Here is a 21,679-nt window from a genome sequence, read left to right as displayed (position 1 = left end):
CCCGGCGAACGGCCTTAGGCAACGAACGAGTGGAGGCGAACGGGTGGCACATCGGACGCAGCGGCGCTCCCCCCTGGCGGTGCAACTCCTCCTGCTCCTGGCTGAGGAACCGATGCACGCCTACCGGATGCAACAACTGATCAAGGCCCGGCACAAGGACCGGATCGTCAACATCGCGCAGCGCAACAGCGTCTACCAGACCCTGGAGCGGCTGTACCGCGCCGAACTCATCGATGTCGCCGACCGGGTGCGCGCACCGGGACGCCCCGAGCGGACCGTCTACCGGATCACCGAGGACGGGCACGGCACCCTGGACGGATGGCTCCGGGACATGTTCACCACACCCGCCCGCGAGTTCCCCGAGTTCCCCGTGGCACTGGGCGCGCTACCGCACCTCACCCCGGAACGGGCGGCCGAGTACCTGGAAGCCCGGGCACAGGAGTTGCGGGACCGGCTGCGGCAGGCCGAAACCGACGCCGAACGGGCCGCGGAGATGGGGCTGCCCCGGCTGTTCACGGTGGAGGAGGACTACCAGCGCGCGGTCACCGAAACCGAGCTGCGCTGGGTGAACGGCCTCGTGGACGACCTGCGGGCGGGCCGCCTGTCCTGGGACCGGGAGTGGCTGGACGCGGTGTCCGCGCGTTTGGGCCCCGCCGACCCCGATCAACCCGCCGCCCCCGATCGGGAGGCCGCCAGCCATCAGGGTGACCGGTAGACACGGCTGCACCAGGCTTCTACGTCGGAGTTCCGGTGTCGGCGGGCTCGATCGAGAGGGAGTGTCGGAACACGTTCCGGGGGTCCCAGCGGGCCTTGACGCGTCGCAGCTCCGGGTAGTTGTCCTTGTAGTACAGGTCGTGCCACGGCACCCCGGAGGTGTTCCAGCCCGGGTCGGCGTAGTCGGTGTCCGGGTGGTTGACGAACGTCCCGTCCGCGCCGGTACCGGGCGCGGGCACACCGCCGGTCCCGGCGAACACCTCCTGGAACAGCGACCTCGCCCAGTCCAGGTGCCGTTGGTCGTCCTCGGGCTCTCCCCAGGCGACGATGGCCCACACCCGCAGCGGCGAGTCCCGCTGGGCGGAGGCCGTCGCGTCCTCCGCCACCGTGTTGACCCGACCGCCGTAGGTGTCCAGGGCGACCGTGCTGAAGTACGCGTCGGGCGCGTCTTCGGTGAGGTGGCGGTACACCGCGGCGGTCTGACGGTCGTCGAACCCGCGGCGGAGGAAGGCGTCCTTGATCTTGAGGCGCCCGATCTCGCCGTCCTGGCTCCTGAGCGCGAACCCCAGCCAGGTCAGCCGCTCCGTCTCGACCGCGGGCGCGGCGGCGACGCCGGCGCCGATGTCGTCGATGAACCTGCGCACCAGGTGTTCGTCGCCGGCCTCCGGGGACAGGTACTGGCCGTCGATCTGGACCGACCCGAACGAGCGCGCGTGCAGGTAGAGCGTGGCGAAGAGCGCGGCGTAGGGGGAGTCGGCACCGCTGTGGCGCTCGCACCAGTCCCCGAAGTTGCGCACGAGCCGCGCGAACGACGGCTGGTCGAGCTCGGACCAGTCCCAGGTCACGGTGAAGGAGTCCACCGCCTGGGGCGCTGCCGGGAGCAGCCGGGCCGGGTCAGCGCCGGTGGCCTCAGGTGAGCGCAGCCAGTAGCGGGTGACGATGCCGAAGTTGCCGCCGCCACCGCCGGTGTGCGCCCACCACAGGTCGCGGTTCGGGTCGTCGGCCGCCCGCGTCGCGATGACGGGCCGGGCGCGGCCGGAGGCGTCCACCACGACGACCTCGACCGCGTGCAGGTGGTCGGAGGCCAGCCCGTGCAGGCGGCACAGAAAGCCGTAGCCCCCGCCCAGGATGTGGCCGCCCGCGCCGACCTCGGGGCTCTCCCCTGCCGGGACGACCACACCCCAGCCGATGTACAGGGCCCGGTACACGTCGCCGAGCCTGGCGCCGGCCTCCACCGAGAAGGCCTCCATAGCCGGGTCGAAGGAGACGTCGTTCATCAGGGCCGTGTCGATGACGACCCGGACGTCCGGGTCGTCGACGAACCCTTCGAAGCAGTGGCCGCCGCTGCGGACCACCAGCCGCGCGTCCTCGTCCACGGCCTGCTGCACCGCCGCGACCACGTCGTCGGTGGAACGCACCGGGTGGATCCGGTCCGGCGTGCCGGTGAAGCGCCGGTTGCCGCCGGCGCGGGTGGTCAGGTACCGGTAGCGCGGATCCGAGGGGCCGACCGGCTCCGGCCCGGGGTCCGACCCGGTTTCGGCCGTGCCGATGCCGCCACCGGACCCGCTGCCTTCGGCTCCGCTTCGCCCTCCGATGAGATGGTTCCCCATCTGCCGGTCCCCCGCTTCCCCGTCCCCGTTCGCACCGTCCGGGCCCGCGGGGGTCCGGCGGCAGCCGGTCCACCCCTGCTACGGGCACGTGGGCATCAACGTACGGCCGGGGATCCCGGCGGTGTCAAGGACGGCCGTTCTCTTGCGCCGAGGCGGAATAAGTCCGGGACGCGGAGCGCTGAATTACCGCTTCGGTGTGCGGTTCAGGGCGTCGGGGAGGCCGAACAGCGGGAACAGGGTGGTGTCGAAGAAGACCGTGCAGTGGCTGACACCCCCGGGGGACATCTCCAGCACGTGGATACCGAAGGCCCGGTGCATGCCGTCCTCCGCGCGCAGGTACATGCCGAAGGCGGGCTGGCCGTTGGCGGAGGCCGGCTCCATGGCCAGGTCGCCCGGGCCCTCGGCCGGGCAGTGCGAGGCGATGAGGCGGGCGATGTGCCCGGCGCCGCGCACCCAGGTGGCGAACGGCGGCATCTCGAAGGACGCCTCGGCGGTGAAGAGCTCGGTGAGCGCGGAGATGTCGTAGTTCTCGAAGGCGGAGACGTAGCGGGTGAGGGTCTCGCGCTGGTCGGATCGCGGTTCGGGGACGGTTTCCTCGTCCGGGGTGACCCGGTCGAGCTGGGCGCGGGCGCGTTGGAGCAGGCTGTTCACGGCCGGGACCGAGGTTCCCAGGGTCTGGGCGACCTCGGCGGCACTGAAGCGGAGCACGTCGCGCAGGATCAGCACGGCGCGCTGGCGCGGCTGGAGGTACTGGAGGGAGGCGACCAGCGCGAGCCGCACGCTCTCGCGGGTGGTCACCACCGTCCCTGGGTCGTTGGCGCTCTCCCCCACACCCCCGAGGGCGTCCGGCATCGGTTCGAGCCAGGGCAGCTCGGGACGGTCGGCGAGTGCGCCCTCGGGCGCGTCGGTGGGGCCGCCCAGCCCGGTGGGAAGGGGGCGGCGGCCGCGCTTCTCCAGGGCGGTGAGGCAGGCTGTGGTGGCGATCCGGTGGAGCCAGGTGCGCAGGCTGGAGCGGCCCTCGAAACGGCCGTAGCCCTTCCAGGCGCGCAGGTAGGTCTCCTGGACCAGGTCCTCGGCGTCGTGCGCCGAACCGAGCATGCGGTAGCAGTGCGCGTACAGCTCCCTGCGGTAGGGGGCCACGAGCCGTTCGAAGTCCTGGTCGGTCGTCTCCGCCACGTGTTCCGTCACGAGCGTCACGGTACGCCTCCCCTACGACAGAACCCACTGATCGGGCTGAACCTTTGCCAACACTTCGCCCGGGCGGGCCGCAGCGGTCAGGCGGCCCGCCCAAGCACGTGTCAGGAGGCGGCGGCCCCGCCGCTCTCCATGGCGGCGAGGTGCTCCTCGCTCAACTGGATGATCTGGACGTAGTTGCCGTCGGGGTCCTGGGCCGTGGCGAAGTAGCTTCCGTCGCGGTCCTCCAGCGGTGCCACCCACGCGGTGCCGACCTCGTCCATGCGGGCGGCCACGGCGCGGGCGTCGCCCACGTCGAAGTTGAGGATGGCGCGGGTGGGGTCCGCGGCCTTGGGGCCGACGTCGTCGCGCCGGTCGATCATCAGGTAGAAGGTGCCGAACCGGAGGACACGGTAGTGGTCCACGGTGTCGTTCCCGGCGGGGTCGAGTACGGCGGCGTACCAGTCGCGCAGGCGGTCGGGGTCGGTGCTGGCGAGCAGCATGCTGTCGAGTACGGGGCGCTTCATCGTGTCCTCCCGGTGGGATCGGTGCCGTGGTCCTTCGCCCGTACCGACCCGGCCGGTCCGGGGAACTCATCGCGCTCCGGCTGTTCGTCCAAGGGAGCCTCGCCCGCGGCCTCCTCCGGGACCCCGCCCGGGGCATCCCCTGTGGCCTCCGATCCGGCCTCCCGCGCACCGCGCAGCAGGACCAGCGCGAGTACGCCGAAGACGACCATCCCGGTGACGCCGAACCCGGCGGTGACGTTGAGCCCGACGGTGAAGGCCTCGCGGGCCGACTCCAGCAGCCCCGCGGCCTGGGCCGGCGGCAGCTCCTCCGCGGCGGTGACCGCCCCGGCCAGGGTCTGGCCCGCGGCCCCGTCCGCGACCCCCTCGGGCACGTCGACCAGGTTCCGGTAGACGGCGGCGGCAAGGCTGCCGAGCAGGGCCACCCCGATCGCGATGCCGAACTCACCGCTGGTCTCGGACATGGACGCGGCCGAACCGGCCTTCTCCTTGGGGGCGGAACCGACGACGATGTCGGCGATCAGGGCCGCACCCGGGCCCAGTCCCACAGAGGTGAGGAGCAGGCCCAGCACCACCGGAACTGTTCCGCCGTCGGCGGGCACGAACACCAGGAGCGCGAATCCGGCGGCGCTCACGAACATCCCGCCGCCGATCACGTTGGCCCGGCCGATCCGCTGGGCCAGGGGCGCACCGCACATGGTGCTGACGATCATCGCCAGCGCCGGGGGCACCAACCAGAGCCCGGCGACCAGCGGGGAGTTGCCCGCGACCAGCTGCAGGTACTGGCTGAGCAGGAGGAACATGCCGCCCATGGCGACCGCCCCGGCCATCATGGTCGCCAGGGCCGCTCCGAAGGAGCGTTCGCGGAACAGGCGCAGGTCCAAGAGGGGGTCGGGCAGGCGCAGCTGCCGGCGTACGAACCACACCCCCATGGCGGCGCCGAACAGCACCGCACCGAGCGCCGCCGTCCCCGACCCGCCTTCGGCTGCGGTCTTGAGCCCGTACACCACGGGCAGGATCGCGGCCAGCGACAGCGCGACGCTGAACAGGTCCAGGCGGCCCGCGTCCGGGTCGCGGTACTCGGGCAGGAGCAGGGGCGCGCACACCAGGAGCAGCAGCATCACCGGGACGCCGAGGAGGAACACCGACCCCCACCAGAACCACTGGAGGAGTACGCCGCCCACCACGGGGCCGATGGCGGTGCCGCCCATGAAGCAGCTGGTCCACACGGAGATCGCGACCGCGCGCTGGGCGGGCTGGCGGAACATGTTGCTGATCAGCGCCAGGGTGGAGGGCATGAGGGTGGCCCCGGCGACGCCCATGAGGGTCCGGGTGGCGATGAGCATCTCGGCGCTGGTGGAGAAGGCCGCGGCCACGGACGCCAGCCCGAACGCGGTGGCGCCGACCATCAGGAGCCTGCGGCGGCCGATCCGGTCTCCGAGGGTGCCCATGGTGATGAGGAACCCGGCGATCATGAAGCCGTACACGTCCATGATCCAGAGGGTCTGGGCGCCGGTGGGCTGGAGGTCGGCGGCCAGGTGCGGCAGCGCCAGATAGAGCACGCTCATGTCCAAGGACAGCAGCAGCGTGGGCAGGGCGAGCACGCCGAGCCCGAGCCATTCCCGCCCGGTCGCTCGTGCGGGGGCGCCGGGGGTGGGCCGCGCGGGCCCCGGTCTCGTGGTGTCCATGCGGGTCGTTCCTTCTCTCCCGGTCCGTTTCGGTCACGTGTACGGACCATCGGGGAGAGCGGAACTCATCGGGCGGGCACCGTTTTCCTCCGGGGCGCGAACGAGCGGAGCGCGTATGCGCACTTCGCCACCGCGGGTGTGGGCGATGCCGCTGGCCGGCCGGTCAGGCGCGGAGGGCCTCCAGTGCCTGGTCGGCGGTGAGTGTGCCCATGGTGCCGATTTCCAGGTTCGCCAGCGCCGCCTGGTGCGCTGCCTCGTCGGCCGCGGTCACGCAGTCCTTGACCACGTAGACGAAGTAGCCGAGGTCGGTGGCTTGGCGTGCGGTCTGTTCGACGGTCAGGTTGGTGGCCACCCCGGTCAGCAGGAGGGTGTCGATGCCGTTCCGGTCCAACCACTGCGCCAGGTCGTTTCCGGCGATTCCGGAGACCTTCTGGTTGTCCACCACCCGGTCGGCGCCTGTGCGCGCAGGCATCTCCGGAATGATCTCCGTTCCCGGAGCGTCGGGGCGGAACGCGTCCTGGGCCTCGGCCACAGCCGCGATGAGCCCGGTGTTGCGGACCAAGGCGCCTTCGTCCTCGGGGACGGTGAAGCGGGTGTAGACGATCGGCACCCCCGCCTCCTGTGCGGCCCGGTGGAACCGCGCGGCCCGTCCCACCACGCCGCTGGCGGCCACGGGGCCGCTGAGCATGTCGGCGAAGAAGCCTTCGGGTTTGATGACGTTGACGACCCAGTGCAGCCCCAGGACCGCCGTACGCGAGGGCTCGATGCTCATACCCCGACCCTCGCACACGGGGCCGTCGGGTGTCAGTCCCCTGTCGGCCAGGGCACTGCCGGTCAGGTGGTCGGCTCCGATGGCCGGCGGCCCGTGGGCGTACTTTCGAACGGCCGGGGTGACGGCGGGGGAACACGCGTCACACGTGTCAGAATGTCGCCGAGTGACCGATTCCTGCCCGCCGCTTCCCACCAGCCACGAGGGACCAGCCATGACCTACGTCGCCGCTCCGACGCGTTACGACACCATGCCCTACCGCCGTTGCGGCCGCAGCGGCCTGCGCCTGCCCGCCCTGTCCCTGGGGCTGTGGCACAACTTCGGCGGAGACCGGGGGTTGGACGTGCAGCGCGACATCCTGCTGCGCGCCTTCGACCTGGGTGTGGTCCACTTCGACCTGGCCAACAACTACGGTCCCCCGCCCGGGTCCGCGGAGGAGAACTTCGGCCGGGTGGTCGCCTCCGACCTGCGGCGGTACCGGGACGAGTTCGTCGTCTCCACCAAGGCGGGGCACCTGATGTGGCCGGGTCCGTACGGCGAGTGGGGCTCGCGCAAGGGCCTGCTGGGCAGTCTGGACCAGAGCCTGGGCCGCATGGGCCTGGACTACGTGGACATCTTCTACTCGCACCGGCCCGACCCGGACACGCCCTTGGAGGAGACCATGGGCGCTCTGGACACGGCGGTGCGGCAGGGCAAGGCGCTGTACGCGGGCGTGTCCAACTACGCGCCGGAGCAGACCCTGGAGGCGGCCCGGATCCTGCGTGAGCTCGGCACACCGATGCTCATCCACCAGCCCTCGTACTCGATGTTCAACCGGTGGGTGGAGGAGGGACTGCTGGACGTCCTCGACGAAGTGGGGGCGGGTTCGATCGCCTACTCGCCGCTGGCGCAGGGGCTGCTGACCGACCGGTACCTGCACGGTGTCCCTGAGGGCTCCCGCGCGGCCGGTGCGAGCCCGTTCCTGAGCGCTGAGGGGATCACCGACACCGTGCTGGAGCGGGTGCGCGAACTGAACGCGATCGCAGGGAAGCGCGGCCAGACCCTGGCGCAGATGGCCCTGGCCTGGGTGCTGCGCGGCGGCCGGGTGACCTCCGCCGTGGTGGGGGCGAGCAGCGTGGCCCAGTTGGAGAACAGCGTGGCGGCCGTCGGGAACCTGGACTTCTCCGAGGAGGAGCTCGCCGGGATCGACCGGTACGCACCCGTGGACTGATGTCTGGGGGTGCCCGCCCGGTCCCGGCGGGCGCCCCGGCCCGGTTTCGCCGCGGTCCCCGCGGCCGCGCTCCGGCAGCTTTTCCCGTGGCGCGGGCTCACTCCTGGATGACGCCGACGATGTTGCCCGCGGGGTCGGTGAACCAGGCGACGAAGGGTTTTCCGTCGCGCACAACCCCCTTCTTGTCGTGGTCGAAGCCCGCGTAGCGGAGCATGGTGATCCCTCGTGCGACGAGCCCGTCCACCGCGGCGTCGATGTCGTCGACGGTGATGTTGAGGACGGTGAACACGGCGGGCTCGTGGTCGGGCTTCGGGTACACGAGGATGCCCCGGTCGTTGCCGAGGTCGATCTCCAGCAGACCGTGTTCCTCCATGCCCGGCACGTCCTTGACGTCCAGGCCGAGGGTGCCGGTGTAGAAGGCCCGGGCGGCCTCGGTGTCGGGGACCGCGAAGGACCCGAAGGCCCTGGTGGTGTCGAACATGGCGTCCTCCGTTGCCGGTCGGTGCGGCGGGTGTGCCGCGCTCACCCCGTACCGACCTCGGCCTGGTCGGGAAATCATCGCGCGGACGAGGGGAAACGGGTCAACCGATCCGGACGGATCCGTGCACACCTCTTGGGCGACTGGCGCGACCGGCGGGTGTTAACTTCGCGTGTTCAGCGAGGCACGTTTCGTGCCCCGCCCTCGGTGCCTCGACCGGGGCGCCGTGCCGCACGCGAGGGAGACCGCACATGCGCGCAGTCGTGTTCGAGAACTACGGGGAGTTCCCTTCCCTCACCGACGTGGCCAAGCCCGAGCCGGGCCCCGGAGAGGTCCTGCTCCGGGTCGCGGGGGCGGGCGCCTGCCACTCCGACATCAGCGTCTACCGGGTGTTCGAGGAGGGGCAGCCGGGGGCGCAGAAACCGCCGTTCGTCCTGGGGCACGAGAACGCCGGCTGGGTCGAGGCGCTCGGCCCCGGTGTGAGTGACCGCGTCCGGGTCGGCGCCGCCTACATGGTGTACGGGCCGATCGGCTGCCAGCACTGCCGCAAGTGCGCCGAAGGACTCGAGACCTACTGCGAGAACGCCGCGACCATGCCCTACCTGGCGGTGGGACTGGGCCGCGACGGCGGTATGGCCGAGTACATGACCGTGCCCGCGCGCCACCTCATACCGCTGGACGACGCCGACCCGGTGGCCGCCGCGCCCTTGGCCGATGCCGGACTGACCCCCTACCACGCGGTCAAGCAGGCGCTGCCCCACCTGAACAGCGGCGGCCGGTACGCGCTGGTGATCGGCCTGGGCGGGCTCGGGCAGATCGGGGTGCAGATCCTGCGGGCGCTGAGCGGGGCGACGGTGATCGCCACCGACGTCAAGGAGGAGGCCCGCGCCCGCGCGGAGGCCAACGGCGCCGTCACGGTGGATGCCGGGGAGCAGCAGGCGGAGCGGATCCGGGAGCTCACCGGCGGCCGGGGCGTGGACGCGGCCTTCGACTTCGTGGGCGTGGGACCGACCGTGTCGACGGCGGCGTCCAGCGCGGCCCAGGGCGGCCGGGTGAGCATCGTCGGTATCGCGGGCGGCACCCACGAGTTCTCGTTCTTCACCAACCCGTACGAGTCCTACGTGACCAACACCTACTGGGGTTCGGTGCCCGAGCTGTGGGAGGTGGTGGACATGTACAAGGCGGGGCAGATCCGCCCGGAGATCGAGCGCTTCGGCATGGAGGACGCCTTGGAGGCGTACCGGAAGCTGGAGGCGGGCGAGGTCAACGGCCGGGCGGTCGTGGTCCCCAACGAGCGCTGAGGACCGCGGACGTGGCGTGATCGCGTCAAGCCCTGTTCTCAGGCCGTCCGGTCGGCCCGTTCGCGGGCGTGGTGCCGGGCGGCCTTCGCGCGATTGCCGCAGCCCGACATGGAGCACCAGCGGCGGGTGCCGTTCTTCGACGTGTCGAAGAAGTACAGGACGCAAGGGAGGTTGGCGCAGCCGCGGATGCGGTCGGGGCGTTCGCGCAGGTCCAGGAAGTCTGCGGCGGCGGTCCAGGCGGGCCCCCAGGCCGGGGTGTCGAACTCGACGGTGCTGGCGGGATCGCCTTCGTCGAGGTGGCGGACGACCCTGCCGTGCACCAGGGCCGCGTTGAGGTCGGCGGTGGCCACGCGGTCCCGGGGATCGTCCACCAAGCGTGCGAGGGCGCCCCTGACGCCCACGAGGTGGTCGAGGGCATCGGGGTCAGCCTGGAACCGGGGGGCGAGGCCGCTCTCGTCGAACCACTGGGCCAGGCCGTCGAGGGAGTCGAGCAGATCGTAGTGGGCTTCGCCCTCCAGCCAACGGGTGTTGACCAGGTCGATGGAGACCGGCTCGTTCAGGAGCGGGCGCCGTCGAGGTGCCTCCCCCGGCATCGGTTCCCCTCTCGATGTCACTCCCCGGCCTGCGTGCAGGGACTGGCGGGAGCTTATCAAGTCCACCACCTAACCTTTGAAAGTTATTTCAGTGGCTGACCGGTGGGAGTGACCGCTGCGTCCGAAACCACTTGACCCCAAGCCGTCGAGGGTGGAGCTGGGAGCAAGATCAACTTCGAGAAGAGGGCCCAGGCCTGACCGAAAGCCCGGTGGGACGCGCCCGGCCACCCGCCCGGCCTGATCGGGCTCTTCGTCGCCTGCTGGCCACTGGATTGCGACGCGCTGGCCGATCAAGCCAGGCGGACGGGCAGGCATCCGGTCGGCCACGGCCGCCGACCCGCCGTCGCAGCGAAGCGGGTCAAGGTGGAGCGCCACCGACGCGCGCCAGCGCTTCGACGGCGACGGCCTGGAGGCGCGCAGCGGAGACGGCCACCATCAAGCGGCAGGGAACGGGGAAACCACCCGCACGCGACAACAAACCCCAGCCCGCGCGGGCTCCCCCACCCGCGCGGACTCCCCACCCATGCGGAAAGCGGCGCACCCCAAGGGCTGGGCAACCAAACCCCCTTTGTCACCAGGCTCAGAGCACCACTGGCCCGGTCACCACCAGTAGACGGGATAGCTGCGGCCGGAGGCACGGTTGCCGGCCAGGCCGACCAGCACCAGCACCACTGCCGCGACGGCGAGCAGCCCGAGGAAGGGCCAGAACGGGGGTGCCTCCAGGGCGACGATGAGGGCGGTGGCCGCGGCCGGTGAGTGCGGCACCCGGGCCAGGGCCATCACACCCAGGGCCAGTCCGCCGGCGACGGCGGCGGCCCAGGGGCCGGGCGCGGCGACGAGCAGCACGGCGAAGCCGGTGAGCGCGGACAGCAGCTGGCCGCCCACCACGCTGCGGGGTTGGGCCAGGGGCAGGTGCGGGGCGCCCGCGACCAGCGCCATACTCGCGGCGAGCGGCGGGATGAGCAGCGGTACGTCGAGCGCCACCATCCCGGCGGCCAGCACGAGGAGGGCGGCCACGCTGGTCGCCGTGGCGATACCGACCACGCGCGGGGCAGCGGGGGCCGGGGCGCGCCCGGCGAGGAGAGAGCGGATCCGGGACGTGGGAGTGGGCGGCGCGTTGGGCGTCTCCGTGGTCATGTTCCTCATCGGGTCGAGTCGGACGCTCGTGGCTTACTAACGCATTGATAAGAGCACAAGCGTTATCTGTCACTCTAAGCGAGTGTCGCAGGCGACCTAACGAGTCACAAGATTCGGTACCGTTAGGTGATGAGCGTCTCAGGGAACGTGCAGGACATGCCGGTGGTGGACGAACACCCTGCACTGGACCTGGTGAATACCGTGTTCATCCGGGGCGGGCTCCGCGGCCAGCTGGTCGATGCCCTCTCCACCCCCGCGGACCTGGCCGACTGGATCGCCGCGCACGCCAAGACCCTGGGCCCTCTCGGCACCGATACGGTCGCCGACGACGGCGCGGGCCGGGCCGCCCGCACCGCCTTCGTGGAGCTGCGCGAACCGCTGCGCCGCCTGGTCTCCGCCGCCGCCTCGGGGGTGCCCGCCGCGCCCGGGGACGTGGCCGCGGTCAACGCCGCCGCCCGAGCCCACCGCGACACGACCGAGCTCCCGCCGACCGGGTACGGCTCCGCTCGCCTGGGCACCGACGCCCCCGACACCCCGGCCGCGGTCCTGGCCAGGGTGGCTCGCGCGGCCGTAGACCTGCTCACCGGGCCGGACCTGGAACTGTTGCGCGCCTGCCAGGCGCCCGGCTGCGTGCTCTTCTACCTGCGCACCCACCCCCGGCGGGAGTGGTGCTCCAAGGGCTGCGGGACCCGGGTGCGCGTGGCCCGGCACAGCCGACGGCACGGCGAACACGCCTGATCTCCCGGGCGAGGGGCGCGGCATTCCCGTGCAGGGAACCCGAAACCGGGCCACCCCGGGTGGCCCAGGTCTCATCGGACCTGCCAGGATGCCGTGAACACTGGTAGGAAGCCTGAGGAGTGACATGGATCTGGGAATCGCTGGCAAGGTCGCGCTCGTGACCGCCGCCAGTTCCGGGCTGGGCAGGGCGATGGCGGTCGCCCTGGCCGCGGAGGGCGTTCGCGTGGCGGTGACCGGCCGCAACGAGGAACGCCTCGACGCGACCGTCGCGGCCTGCCGCGAGCACGGCGTGGACGCCATCGGTATCGCCTGGGACCTGGCCGACCACGGCCGTGCGGGCGAGGTCGTGGCGCGGGTCGCCGACGAGCTCGGCCCGGTGGACATCCTGGTCAACAACACCGGCGGCCCGCCGCCCACCCCTGCACTGGGTCAGGAGCCGGGGCTGTGGGAGGACATGTACGCGTCGATGGTGCTGCCGGTGATCCAGCTGACCGACGCGGTGGTCGGCGGGATGCGCGAGCGCGGCTGGGGCCGGATCGTGACGAGCACCTCGGCGGGGCCGATCGCGCCCATCCCCAACCTGGGTGTGTCGAACACGCTGCGCGCGTCGCTGCACTCCTGGTCCAAGACGATCGCGGCCGAGATCGCGGCCGACGGCGTGACGTCCAACGTGATCGTGCCGGGCCGGATCGCGACGCCGCGGGTGGACTCGCTGGACCGGGCCCGCGCCGAGCGGGAGGGCCTGCCGTTGGAGGAGGTCCAGAAGCTGGGCCGCGGTTCCATCCCGGCCGGCCGTTACGGCGACCCGGACGAGTACGGTGCGGTGGCCGCGTTCCTGGCCAGCCAGCAGGCCGCCTACGTCACGGGGTCGACCGTCAGGGTCGACGGCGGTCAGATCCCGTCGGTCTGACTCCGGCACTCTGATCCCGCCCCCGGGCGGTACCGCCGCACAGCCGGTACCGCCCGGGATGCGGGGCCTACCGGATCTCCCGCCCGGCGCCGTCCAGGTCCAGCACCATCCGGTAGTTGGTCATCTCCACGCCCTTGACGACCGGGTGCCGCTCCTCGACCACCGCGAAACCGTGCCGGGCGAAGAACGGCTTCGCGGTGATGCTGGCGTGTGTGCTGAGTTCGCTGTTGCCCCGGGACAGGGCCCGCTCGCGCACCTGGTCGAGCAGGGCCGTGGCCACGCCGCGCCGACCGGCCCGCGGACTCACGAACACCATGTCGACGTAACCGGTCTCGGACACGTCGGCGAAGCCGGCGACGGTGCCGTCGATCTCGGCCACGAACGTCTCCAGCTTCTGCCGGGCCGAGTTCCACCGGTCGAGGTCGGGCCTTTCCGGTCCGGCCCAGGCCGCGATCTGCTCCGGTGAGTAGTCCGCGCTGGCGGTCTCGGTGACGGCGCCGACGAACACGTCCAGGGTGGCGGCCGCGTCCCGCTGCTCGTAACGGCGGATCAGCACTGGGGGCTCCTTGCTTCTAGGGGCTCGGGACGTCCCGTTTCGGGGGCAGCGGGAAGAACCCGCTGGTCCTGGCCGCGTACTCCTGCCATCCGGGCCGCCGCGACATGTGTTCGTCCAGCAGGCGCTGGCCGGATCCCTTGGTGAGCAGGTAGGTCATCACCAGGGGTGCGGGCAGGGTGAGCAGCACCCACCAGGAGCCTGCCGCCACCAGGAACAGGCCCCACCATACGCAGGCGTCGCCGAAGTAGTTCGGGTGCCGGGTCCACGACCACAGGCCCCGGTCCATGATCCTTCCCTTGTTGGCGGGGTCGGCCTTGAACCGGGCGAGCTGGGCGTCGCCGACGGTCTCGAAGGCGAAGCCGACCAGCCACAGCAGGACGCCGAGGAAGGCCACCCAGCCGAGGGCGCCGCCGGTGTAGGCGGCGACCTGGACGGGCATCGAGATCAGCCAGACCAGAGCCCCTTGGAGCAGGTAGACCTTGCGCAGGGCGTTCAGCTGGGGGTTGCCGGGCGCGTCGGCGAGGAACTTCTCGTAGCGGGGGTCCTCGCCCTTGCCGCGGCTGCGCAGGCCGATGTGCACGGCCAGGCGCAGGCCCCACACGGCGATCAGGGCGCAGAGCAGCCAGTTCCGCCAGGGGTCGCCGTAGCCGGTGGCCGTGGCGGTGGCCGCGGTGGTCGCGGCGGCGACGACGAAGCCGAGGCCCCAGGCGACGTCCACGACGCTGTGGCGGCCCAGGCGCACCCCGAGGGCGAAGGTGACGAGCATGAGCGCCAGCACGGTGGCGGCGGTGAATCCGAGGTTGAGCAGGAAGGCGGCGGTGACGGTCATCGGGCACCCTCCGAGCTCCGGGCCGTGTCCACGGTGTGCCCGGTCGTCTCCCAGGGGCGCGGCGCCGCCTCTACGGGCCGCCGGGCGATGATCTGGTCCACGCCCATGCGGCCCTCTTCGAAGGCGAGTGCTCCCCCGGCCAGGTAGAGGCGCCACACCCGGGCCGACTGCGGGCCCGCGATCCGCACCATCTCGTCGAAGCGGCGCTCCAGCACGTCCGACCACGACCGGGCGGTGCGCACGTAGTGCTCGCGCAGGGCCTGCACGCCGCGCACCTCCAGTCCGGCGTCCTCCAGCAGGCCGACGGTCTCGCCGAGCGGGCGCATGTGCATGTCCGGGGCGACGTAGCGCTCGATGAACGGGCCGCCGCCGGGGTGGGCGCCGCGCCGGGACATCTGCTGGACCAGCACGGACCCGCCGGGCCGCAGAAGGTCGTGGAGTTGGCGGGCGAAGGGGGCGTAGGCGTCGCGGCCCACGTGCTCGCCCATCTCGACGGTGGCCGCGGCGTCGAAGGGGCCCGGCCCGAAGGTGTCGGGTGCGACGTCGCGGTAGTGCAGCAGGCGCACGTCAACGAGGTGTTCGAGGCCCTCCTTTTCGGCGCGCTCGCGCACGTGGTCGCGTTGGCGCTCGGAGAGGGTGACGGCGGCGACCCGGGCGCCGTACCGTCCGGCGGCGTGCAGGGTGAGCGAACCCCAACCGCAGCCGACGTCGAGCAGCCGGTCGCCCTCGGTGAGGCGGAGCTTGTCGCAGATGAGGTCGAGTTTGGCGCGCTGGGCGTCGGCCAGGCTCTGTCCGGGGTCGCCGGCGTCCCAGTAGGCGCAGGAGTAGGCCATGGTCTCGTCGAGGAGGAGCTCGTAGAGGTCGTTGCCCGCGTCGTAGTGGTGGGAGATCGCGGCGGCGTCGCGTTCCTTGGAGTGGCGGCGTCCGCCCATGCGGGCTTCGGTCACGGGCGGGGGCAGCGGCGGTCCGGCCACGCCCAGGACCAGGGCCGTGTGGGCGATCCCGGCCAGGGTCCGGGGACCGGGGGCCGATGTGCCGTACGCGTTGACGGAGGCCCACACGTACCGCAGGGCGTCGGTGAGGTCGCCCTCCACGTCGATGCCGCCGGTGACGTAGGCGCGGGACAGGCCCAGTTCACCGGGGCTGGCGAGCACATGGCGGAGGGCGTCGCGGTCGCGGACCGTCACGCGCGGGGCGTCCTCCGGGCCGGTCTCGCTGCCGTCCCAGGCGCGCAGCCGCACGGGCAGCACCCCGTTGAGGAAGGCCGCGACCAGGGGGCCGATGAAGTGGGCGGCACCGCGGGGGCGGAAGGTCTGGACGGTCATGCGGCACGCTCCATGGTGATCTGCTCGACGTCGATGATTCCGGACCGGAAACCGGCCTCGCAGTAGGCCAGGTAGAAGGTCCACATGCGGCGGAAGGTGTCGTCGAAGCCCAGCGCCCTCACCTTCTCGGCGGCGCCGGTGAAGCTGTCCCGCCACAGGCGCAGGGTGTCGGCGTAGTCCTGGCCGAAGGCGAGGCGGTCGGTGATCCGCAGTCCGGTGCGTGCGGAGAGCTGTTCGCGGACGGCGGTGACCGAGGGGATGAGCCCGCCGGGGAACACGTACTTGTGCATCCAGGTGTAAGCGGTGCGGGAGGCCCGCATCATCTGGTGCTCCATGGTGATGCTCTGCAGGGCGACCTTCCCGCCGGGGCGGACGAGTCTGTCCAGGGCCGCGAAGTAGGCGGGCCAGTAGCGTTCGCCGACCGCCTCGATCATCTCGCAGCTGACCACGGCGTCGTAGGAGCCGGTGGCGTCCCGGTAGTCGCACAGTTCGACGTCGACGAGGTCCGTGAGCCCTTCGGCGGCCACGCGTTCACGGGCGAGGTCGCGCTGCTCGGTGGAGAGGGTGATGGAGGTGACGCGGGCGCCGCGCCGGGCCGCGCGGACGGCCAGCTCGCCCCAGCCCGTTCCGATCTCCAGCAGGGTGGTGCCTTCGGCCACGTGCGCCGAGTCCAGGAGGCGGTCGATCTTGCGCTCCTGGGCGCGGACGAGGCTTTCCTGGTCGCGCGGGTCGTCGTCGGCGAACAGCGCCGACGAGTAGGTCATGGTGCGGTCCAGGAAGAGCGAGAAGAGGTCGTTGGACAGGTCGTAGTGGTGGCTGATGTGGCGCCGGGACCCGGACCGGGTGTTGCGGTCCGAGGCCGGGCGTCGCGGCAGGGTGATGTGCCGGAAGGGTTGGAGGGGCTTCGGGATGAGTTCCTCGTAGTGTTCGGCGAACCGGGTGAGTGTGGCGACCGGGTCGGGTGCGTCCCACTCCCCCGCCATGTAGGACTCGCCGAACCCGATGAGGCCGTCGTGGGCCAGGCGGGCGTGGAAGGCGTCGGGGTCGCGCAGCCACAGGACCGGGGCGTCTGCCTCGGTGAGCTCCGCCGGAGGCGCCTCGGGCCCGGTGTGCACGCGGATACCGACCGCGGGGATGGCGCGGGCGGCGAGCAGGCGCGCCACGGCGGTGCGCAGTCTCCCGGACGGGACGCGGGCCACGTCGGGCCAGCGCTGCGGGTCGACGGCGGCGGGCGGGATCGGGGCGGTGGTGGTCATGGTCGTGTTCCTCGTGGTTCGTGGTGGCCGGGGCGGTCCTGCACGGGGAGTCCGCGCAGGTAGAGCCAGACTCCGTGGGCTCGGATGCGGACAGCGTTGACGAGCGGTGCCAGCGGCTGCCGCAGGGACAGGCGCAGTAACTGCCCTGCGGTGGCGGGTCGGCGCAGGCCGCGCACGGACGCGGTGAAGGGCGGCCGCCCCTCCCGGTGGAGCGCGACGGTGAGTGCGAGCCGTGTGCCGGGTTCGGGCAAGCTGAGCCGGTAGTCGCCGTCGACCCGGTTGAACGGGGATACGTACAGGGCCTTCTCGACACCGGCCCGGCCGCGACCGTCGGGGTGCAGCAGGTAGCGGTGGCGGCCCCCGTAGGTGTTGTGCACCTCGGCGACCACTACGCGCGGGGACCCGTCGGGGTCGTGGCACCAGTAGACGGTGAGCGGGTTGAACACGTAGCCGAACACGCGCGCGTGCGCGAGCATCAGGACGCGGCCGCCGCGCAGGTCGATGCCCCGGTCGCGCAGGAAGGCGTCCAGGTCGGCGCGGAGCGTGGGCGCGGTACCGGTGCCGTGGTCGGCGGGATGGAACCCGGCCAAGGCTCCGAGCGGCCAAGGGAACCGGGGCGGCCGGTCCAGGTCGATCAGCCAGTAGTGGGTGCGGTGCGCGAAGGCGTGCCGGACGGGTTCGGCGCGCGCGTGGTGCACGGTCGCCTCGTACAGGGCGGGAGCCGTGGTGGTGTCCGCGCGCTCCGCTTGCCCCGTCGTGGTTTCCGCGCGCTCCTCCTCCCCAGTGGTCCGGGCCTTTCGGTGGTCCTGGGTCACCACTGCCTCCCGAGTGCAGCCGCGGCCTCGACCCCGGCGCGGCAGCCGTCCTCGTGGAAGCCCCAGCCGTGGTGGGCGCCGGCGAAGGCGAGGGTGGGGCCGTCGAGTGCGCGCAGGCGCTTCTGTGCGGCGACCGACTCCGGGGTGAAGACGGGGTGGGCGTAGTCCATGGCGGCCACCACCCGGTCCGGGTCCACGCTGTCGGCCGCGTTGAGCGTCACAACGAAGTCCCTACCCGCTGGGAGGCCTTGGAGACGGTTCATGTGGTAACTGACCCGCACGGGGTCGCCGTCGGGCTCACAGGAGGTGAGCCGGTGGTTCCACGAGGCCCAGGTGTCGCGGTCTTCGGGCAGCACCGAGGTGTCGGTGTGCAGCAAGGTGCGGTTGCGCGAGTAGGTGAAGGCGCCGAGGACGTCGAGTTCGTCGAGGGTGGGCACGTCGAGGAGGGCGAGGGCCTGGTCGGCGTGGGTGGCGACCACGGCGCCGTCGAAGTCCAGCTGCTCGGTGTCGGTGCGCAGCAGGACGCCGTTCTCGGTGCGTACGAGGCCGCGCACGGGAGTGCCCAGGCGCACGGAGTGCAGGTTCTTGGCCACGCGCTCGACGTAGGTGTGCGAGCCGCCCTCGACCGTGCGCCAGCTCGGTGAGCCCCAGATCCCGAGCATGCCGTGGTGCGCGAGGAAGGCGAACAGGTGGCGGGCTGGATAGTCCAGGGCGGTGCCGGGCGGGCAGGACCAAACCGCTGAGACCAGCGGCAGCAGGAAGTGCGCGGTGAAGTACCGGGAGAAGCCGTGCCGCTCGACGAAGGCCCCGAGGGTGGGGCCGACCGCGGTCTGCTTGGTGTCCGAGGTCCCCTTGGTGTCCGGGGCGCTCCGCGCGTCCGCCGTGTCCTTGGCTTCCACAGCCTCGGCGGTGCGCAGTAGGCGGCGGGCTGCCCGGTGGAAACGGGGGATGTCGACGAGCATCCGCAGGTAGGCGGCGCTGCGCCGGGAGCGGTGGGGCCACAGGGCTCGGAGGCCGCGCGCGCCCGCGTACTCCAGCCCGCACCCCTCGCAGTGCACCGAGAGACTCATCTCGGTGGGGCCGGTGGTCACGCCTAGCTCGTCGAAGAGCCGTAGGAGGTACGGGTAGGTGCGCCGGTTGTGGACGATGAAACCGCTGTCCACGCCGACTTCGCCGCCGTCGCCCCCGCTGAGGGAGTGGGTGTGTGCGTGCCCGCCCAGGCGGTCGTCGGCCTCGAACAGGGTGACGTCGTCGTGGCGGTGCAGGACGTGTGCGGCGGTCAGTCCGGAGACGCCGCTGCCGATGACCGCGATCTGCCGACGCCCGGGGATGTGAGTGTTCATTCGCCCTCTCGCGAAACCGGTGTGCAGGTGACACGGGTTATTCGGAGCGGAGAGGGCGGCGGATTGGTGGTAATTGGCGAAAAAAACTTCACGGAATCCGAGTGTCTACGGGAGGCGCTCCGACGCCGGGGCCGCGCCCAAGACCATTGTCTTAGGGCTTGGGCGTGGAGGGTGCCACGGGGGGTGCCTCGGAGGGTGCCACGGGGGGGTGCCTCGGTGGTGCCACGGGGGATGCCCGTGGGGTCCACAGGGGTTTGCCCGTGGGGGTTTGGGGTTCGCTGGGTTTTGGGCCTGTGGTCTGGTGCGGGTGGTTCTCCCCCTTTTCCTGCCGCCCGATGGTGGCCGTCTCCGCTGCGCGCCTCAAGGTCGTCGCCGTCGAAGCGCTGGCGCGCTATCGCAGGCGCTCCACCTTGACCCGCTTCGCTACGACGGCGGGTTGGCGGCTATCAGGAACGGGGGAGGTGTGGGCAGGGGCCCAAACGGCCCCGAGGGGCCTGAAAGGCCCAACGGCACGGCCTGGCGGCCGTCAGTTGCCACTTCGCCGGAGCGTTGACGCCTGGTGGTGTCGCGGCCGGTCAATCTCTGCTGCGAACCCCGAACGGCACGGCCTTCGGCCGGAGGGCCACTCCGCCGGAGCGTAACGGGTCGGGTGTCGCGGCCGGTCATGGTGGGCGGCGTCCTCGGGGGGACGTCCGGGTGCCTGGGCATGGGCGTGTGCGGGTAGGGGCCCGGCGGTGACGGGGTGTTTGGTGGGGTTGGGGGGGGTTGGGGGGTTGGGGGTGGCCGGTTACGGGTTCGGGTGTGGGGCTGGGTCCCCATCCCCACCCGAGTCCGCATTCCCGCCCCGGCCCTGAGTGCGGCCTCGGTTGCGGCCGGACCACATCCGGCGGTCCTTGCGCACTGACCACCGGTGCTTGATCTGGTTATGGGTCGCGCACAGCGGCTGGATGTTGGCGGCGCTGGTGGTGCCGCCCTGCCAGAACTCCACGATGTGGTCGGCCTGGGTCCAGGGCAGGGGTACGTCGCACCCGTGCTGCCAGGCGCAGCTGGTGTGGCCGTGGAAGGCGGCCGCCCGGATGCGGGGCGGGGCCAGCCGGCAGGAGCGGCCCACGTCCAGGACCTGGCCGTTCTTCTGCTCCACCACCAGGCGGCGGATCCAGCTCTCACCCAGCAGCTCGCGCACCACGGAGATGGGCACGACCTGCCCGGTGTCGGTGGTGGCCGGGCCGGCGTCTTCGGCTTCCTCGTTGCCGGCCAGGCTGGTGGCGGGCACGGTGATGTTGATCAACGCCGTGGCCGTGGTGGGGGTGTCGCACCCCTGGTGGGACTGGGCGAAGCCCAACGCGGCCATGAGGGCGTCGTAGGTGCGCTCGTACTTGGACAGCCCGTCCTCGGGGTGGAAGGGCACCTGGTAGTTGTCCAACGCCACCTGGACCTTCAGGGCGTCAGCGGGCGAGCCCCAGACCTGGAACAGGAAGGTTTTGTCGAAGGTGGTGACGAGCTGGGCGCCCCGGGCGGCGTGGGCGGCCGCGTGGTCTTTTTCCACCTTGTTCGGGTTGAGCCGCATCGCCAGGGCGTGGGCGAAGCGGGTGATCTGGCCCACCGACATGTTCGGGCGCGACTCCTTGAACCCCAGGATCCCGAACTCCATTTTCGCCCGGAACAGCTCCGGGTCGGGGTGGTCACCCTTCTCCCTTTTCTCCACACCCGCGTCGGCGCCCTTGATGACGGCGGCGGCCTCGCCCACCGACAGCATTCCTTGCGCCAGTGCTTCCCGTGTGGGGGTCATTTCCTGACGGAATTCGGCGCGCCCGATCAGGGCCAGGTCATTAGCTTGCGCGGCGGGGATGCCGAAGGCGTGGCGCAGCCACGCTTCCAGGTTCTTCTGCCCGCCCTGCTCCAGCAGCTGCCCGGTGGCCTCCAGCTGGGCCAGGCGGGCGGCCATACTGACTTTGATCTGATCGAGCTGTTCCCACACCCGGGTGACCTGGTCCAATACCTCACCCGCCGCCCCGAGCGGCACGTCCCGGCCGAAGAAGCCGGCGCTCTCTTCCCGGGCAGCGTCCACCGCAACATCCACCGGGGTGAACCCGGTGGGGGTGGGTACTGCAGGAGAGATCGTCATTCTTCTATTGTAAGCGAAAAGACCAAAGAAAGGAAGCGTTGCCTTCGGCAACTTAGGAAATTCTTCCCCTCGAGAGGCTGGCCGGCACCCTTTTCGGGTGCCCTTTTTCGGCCATCCCCCAGGGCCTTTATGTCCGCGCCTGTCCTGGTGTTTATATCCACCTGGAATTCCAGGTCGCTGATAGGGGATGACCTTGCCCCTGTCTCCACTCTCGACGGCCGAGGGTGGAGACAGGGGCAAGATCATCGGGGAAAAGGCCGCCGAGAGGTGTTCGCCGCACACCATGACCGGCCGCGACACCGCCAGCCGTCACAGCGCCGGCGGAGTGGCAGGTATCGGCCCCCAATACCGTTGTTTTAGGTTGTTGGTGCTGGTGGGATGAGTCGCCAGATATGGACCCGGTGCCGAACTCTGTATGAGGCGGGTGTGCCGCGCTTGCGGGTGGGGAACCGGAAAGAGCGCCGGGTCACTTCCCGGGGTGCGAACCGGCAGCGCCGTGGGGGCAACAGATCATCCATCAGCTCGCCGAACGCCCATACGTCCAGGGCCACCAGATGCTCAGGGGGAAAAACGCCCACCGGTCTG

At 71.5% G+C, this 21,679-nt stretch carries 20 protein-coding genes; 5 read left to right on the top strand and 15 right to left on the bottom strand.

The features are described 5' to 3' along the window. Positions 1–43 precede the first annotated feature (43 nt). Positions 44–715 (top strand): PadR family transcriptional regulator, encoded by a 672-nt coding sequence (locus tag ACYVDG_RS15605; protein WP_460752163.1) that lies wholly within the window; start codon positions 44–46, stop codon positions 713–715. A gap of 19 nt (positions 716–734) precedes the next feature. On the opposite strand, the gene ACYVDG_RS15600 is transcribed toward ACYVDG_RS15605, so the two are convergent. From ACYVDG_RS15600 to ACYVDG_RS15580, 5 genes are all read right to left on the bottom strand, one after another. Then, positions 735–2,324 (bottom strand): FAD-binding oxidoreductase, encoded by a 1,590-nt coding sequence (locus tag ACYVDG_RS15600; protein WP_460752160.1) that lies wholly within the window; start codon positions 2,322–2,324, stop codon positions 735–737. 183 nt (positions 2,325–2,507) lie between these two features. Then, complete coding sequence (locus ACYVDG_RS15595; RefSeq protein WP_460752157.1) at positions 2,508–3,521, bottom strand: sigma-70 family RNA polymerase sigma factor; 1,014 nt, start codon at positions 3,519–3,521, stop codon at positions 2,508–2,510. Between the two features lie 101 nt (positions 3,522–3,622). Then, complete coding sequence (locus ACYVDG_RS15590; protein WP_460752152.1) at positions 3,623–4,024, bottom strand: VOC family protein; 402 nt, start codon at positions 4,022–4,024, stop codon at positions 3,623–3,625. Next, a complete protein-coding gene (locus tag ACYVDG_RS15585; protein WP_460752147.1) occupies positions 4,021–5,709 on the bottom strand; it encodes an MFS transporter in 1,689 nt (562 codons plus the stop codon). The genes ACYVDG_RS15590 and ACYVDG_RS15585 overlap by 4 nt, the downstream gene beginning before the upstream one ends. A 163-nt stretch (positions 5,710–5,872) precedes the next feature. After that, positions 5,873–6,481: a cysteine hydrolase family protein gene (locus ACYVDG_RS15580; protein ID WP_460752143.1), complete on the bottom strand. Its 609-nt coding sequence runs from the start codon at positions 6,479–6,481 to the stop codon at positions 5,873–5,875. A 211-nt stretch (positions 6,482–6,692) separates the two neighbouring features. Here ACYVDG_RS15580 and mgrA point away from each other — a divergent pair, with 211 nt between their 5' ends. Beyond that, positions 6,693–7,688: an L-glyceraldehyde 3-phosphate reductase gene (gene mgrA / locus ACYVDG_RS15575; protein WP_460752140.1), complete on the top strand. Its 996-nt coding sequence runs from the start codon at positions 6,693–6,695 to the stop codon at positions 7,686–7,688. A 97-nt stretch (positions 7,689–7,785) separates the two neighbouring features. Here mgrA and ACYVDG_RS15570 read toward each other — a convergent pair whose 3' ends face one another. Next, entirely contained in the window at positions 7,786–8,169 is a 384-nt protein-coding gene (locus ACYVDG_RS15570; RefSeq protein ID WP_460752137.1) for a VOC family protein, read from the bottom strand. Positions 8,170–8,417: 248 nt separating this feature from the next. Between ACYVDG_RS15570 and ACYVDG_RS15565 the strand changes: the two genes are divergently transcribed. Further along, positions 8,418–9,467 carry an NAD(P)-dependent alcohol dehydrogenase gene (locus ACYVDG_RS15565; protein ID WP_460752133.1) on the top strand — a complete coding sequence of 350 codons (1,050 nt, stop codon included), beginning with the start codon at positions 8,418–8,420 and terminating at the stop codon, positions 9,465–9,467. Positions 9,468–9,505: 38 nt separating this feature from the next. Here the strand turns inward: ACYVDG_RS15565 and ACYVDG_RS15560 are convergent, their stop codons facing one another. Continuing rightward, a complete protein-coding gene (locus ACYVDG_RS15560) occupies positions 9,506–10,060 on the bottom strand; it encodes a CGNR zinc finger domain-containing protein (protein WP_460752130.1) in 555 nt (184 codons plus the stop codon). A 600-nt stretch (positions 10,061–10,660) separates the two neighbouring features. Further along, positions 10,661–11,197 carry an HPP family protein gene (locus ACYVDG_RS15555; protein ID WP_460752127.1) on the bottom strand — a complete coding sequence of 179 codons (537 nt, stop codon included), beginning with the start codon at positions 11,195–11,197 and terminating at the stop codon, positions 10,661–10,663. Between the two features lie 129 nt (positions 11,198–11,326). On the opposite strand from ACYVDG_RS15555, the gene ACYVDG_RS15550 reads away from it, so the two are divergent. Beyond that, entirely contained in the window at positions 11,327–11,935 is a 609-nt protein-coding gene (locus ACYVDG_RS15550; protein ID WP_460752123.1) for a CGNR zinc finger domain-containing protein, read from the top strand. Positions 11,936–12,059: 124 nt separating this feature from the next. Further along, a complete protein-coding gene (locus tag ACYVDG_RS15545; RefSeq protein ID WP_460752119.1) occupies positions 12,060–12,845 on the top strand; it encodes an SDR family oxidoreductase in 786 nt (261 codons plus the stop codon). Positions 12,846–12,912: 67 nt separating this feature from the next. On the opposite strand, the gene ACYVDG_RS15540 is transcribed toward ACYVDG_RS15545, so the two are convergent. The 7 genes from ACYVDG_RS15540 to ACYVDG_RS15510 form a co-directional block, all read right to left on the bottom strand. Further along, positions 12,913–13,401 carry a GNAT family N-acetyltransferase gene (locus ACYVDG_RS15540; RefSeq protein WP_460752114.1) on the bottom strand — a complete coding sequence of 163 codons (489 nt, stop codon included), beginning with the start codon at positions 13,399–13,401 and terminating at the stop codon, positions 12,913–12,915. A gap of 16 nt (positions 13,402–13,417) precedes the next feature. Beyond that, complete coding sequence (locus ACYVDG_RS15535) at positions 13,418–14,230, bottom strand: DUF1295 domain-containing protein (RefSeq protein ID WP_460752110.1); 813 nt, start codon at positions 14,228–14,230, stop codon at positions 13,418–13,420. Next, positions 14,227–15,555 carry a class I SAM-dependent methyltransferase gene (locus ACYVDG_RS15530; protein WP_460752106.1) on the bottom strand — a complete coding sequence of 443 codons (1,329 nt, stop codon included), beginning with the start codon at positions 15,553–15,555 and terminating at the stop codon, positions 14,227–14,229. Before ACYVDG_RS15530 ends, ACYVDG_RS15535 begins: the two co-directional genes overlap by 4 nt. Next, a complete protein-coding gene (locus ACYVDG_RS15525; RefSeq protein WP_460752101.1) occupies positions 15,552–16,811 on the bottom strand; it encodes a class I SAM-dependent methyltransferase in 1,260 nt (419 codons plus the stop codon). The genes ACYVDG_RS15530 and ACYVDG_RS15525 overlap by 4 nt, the downstream gene beginning before the upstream one ends. Next, positions 16,808–17,524 carry a DUF1365 domain-containing protein gene (locus tag ACYVDG_RS15520; RefSeq protein ID WP_460752474.1) on the bottom strand — a complete coding sequence of 239 codons (717 nt, stop codon included), beginning with the start codon at positions 17,522–17,524 and terminating at the stop codon, positions 16,808–16,810. The genes ACYVDG_RS15525 and ACYVDG_RS15520 overlap by 4 nt, the downstream gene beginning before the upstream one ends. 98 nt (positions 17,525–17,622) lie before the next feature. After that, a complete protein-coding gene (locus tag ACYVDG_RS15515; protein ID WP_460752096.1) occupies positions 17,623–18,969 on the bottom strand; it encodes an NAD(P)/FAD-dependent oxidoreductase in 1,347 nt (448 codons plus the stop codon). A 787-nt stretch (positions 18,970–19,756) separates the two neighbouring features. Beyond that, positions 19,757–21,094 (bottom strand): HNH endonuclease signature motif containing protein, encoded by a 1,338-nt coding sequence (locus ACYVDG_RS15510; protein ID WP_460752093.1) that lies wholly within the window; start codon positions 21,092–21,094, stop codon positions 19,757–19,759. Positions 21,095–21,679 lie beyond the last annotated feature (585 nt).

It is taken from the genome of Nocardiopsis oceani (assembly GCF_054777395.1).
The sequence above is the reverse complement of the archived record's forward strand: the minus strand, read 5'-3'. Positions and strand labels throughout refer to the sequence as shown.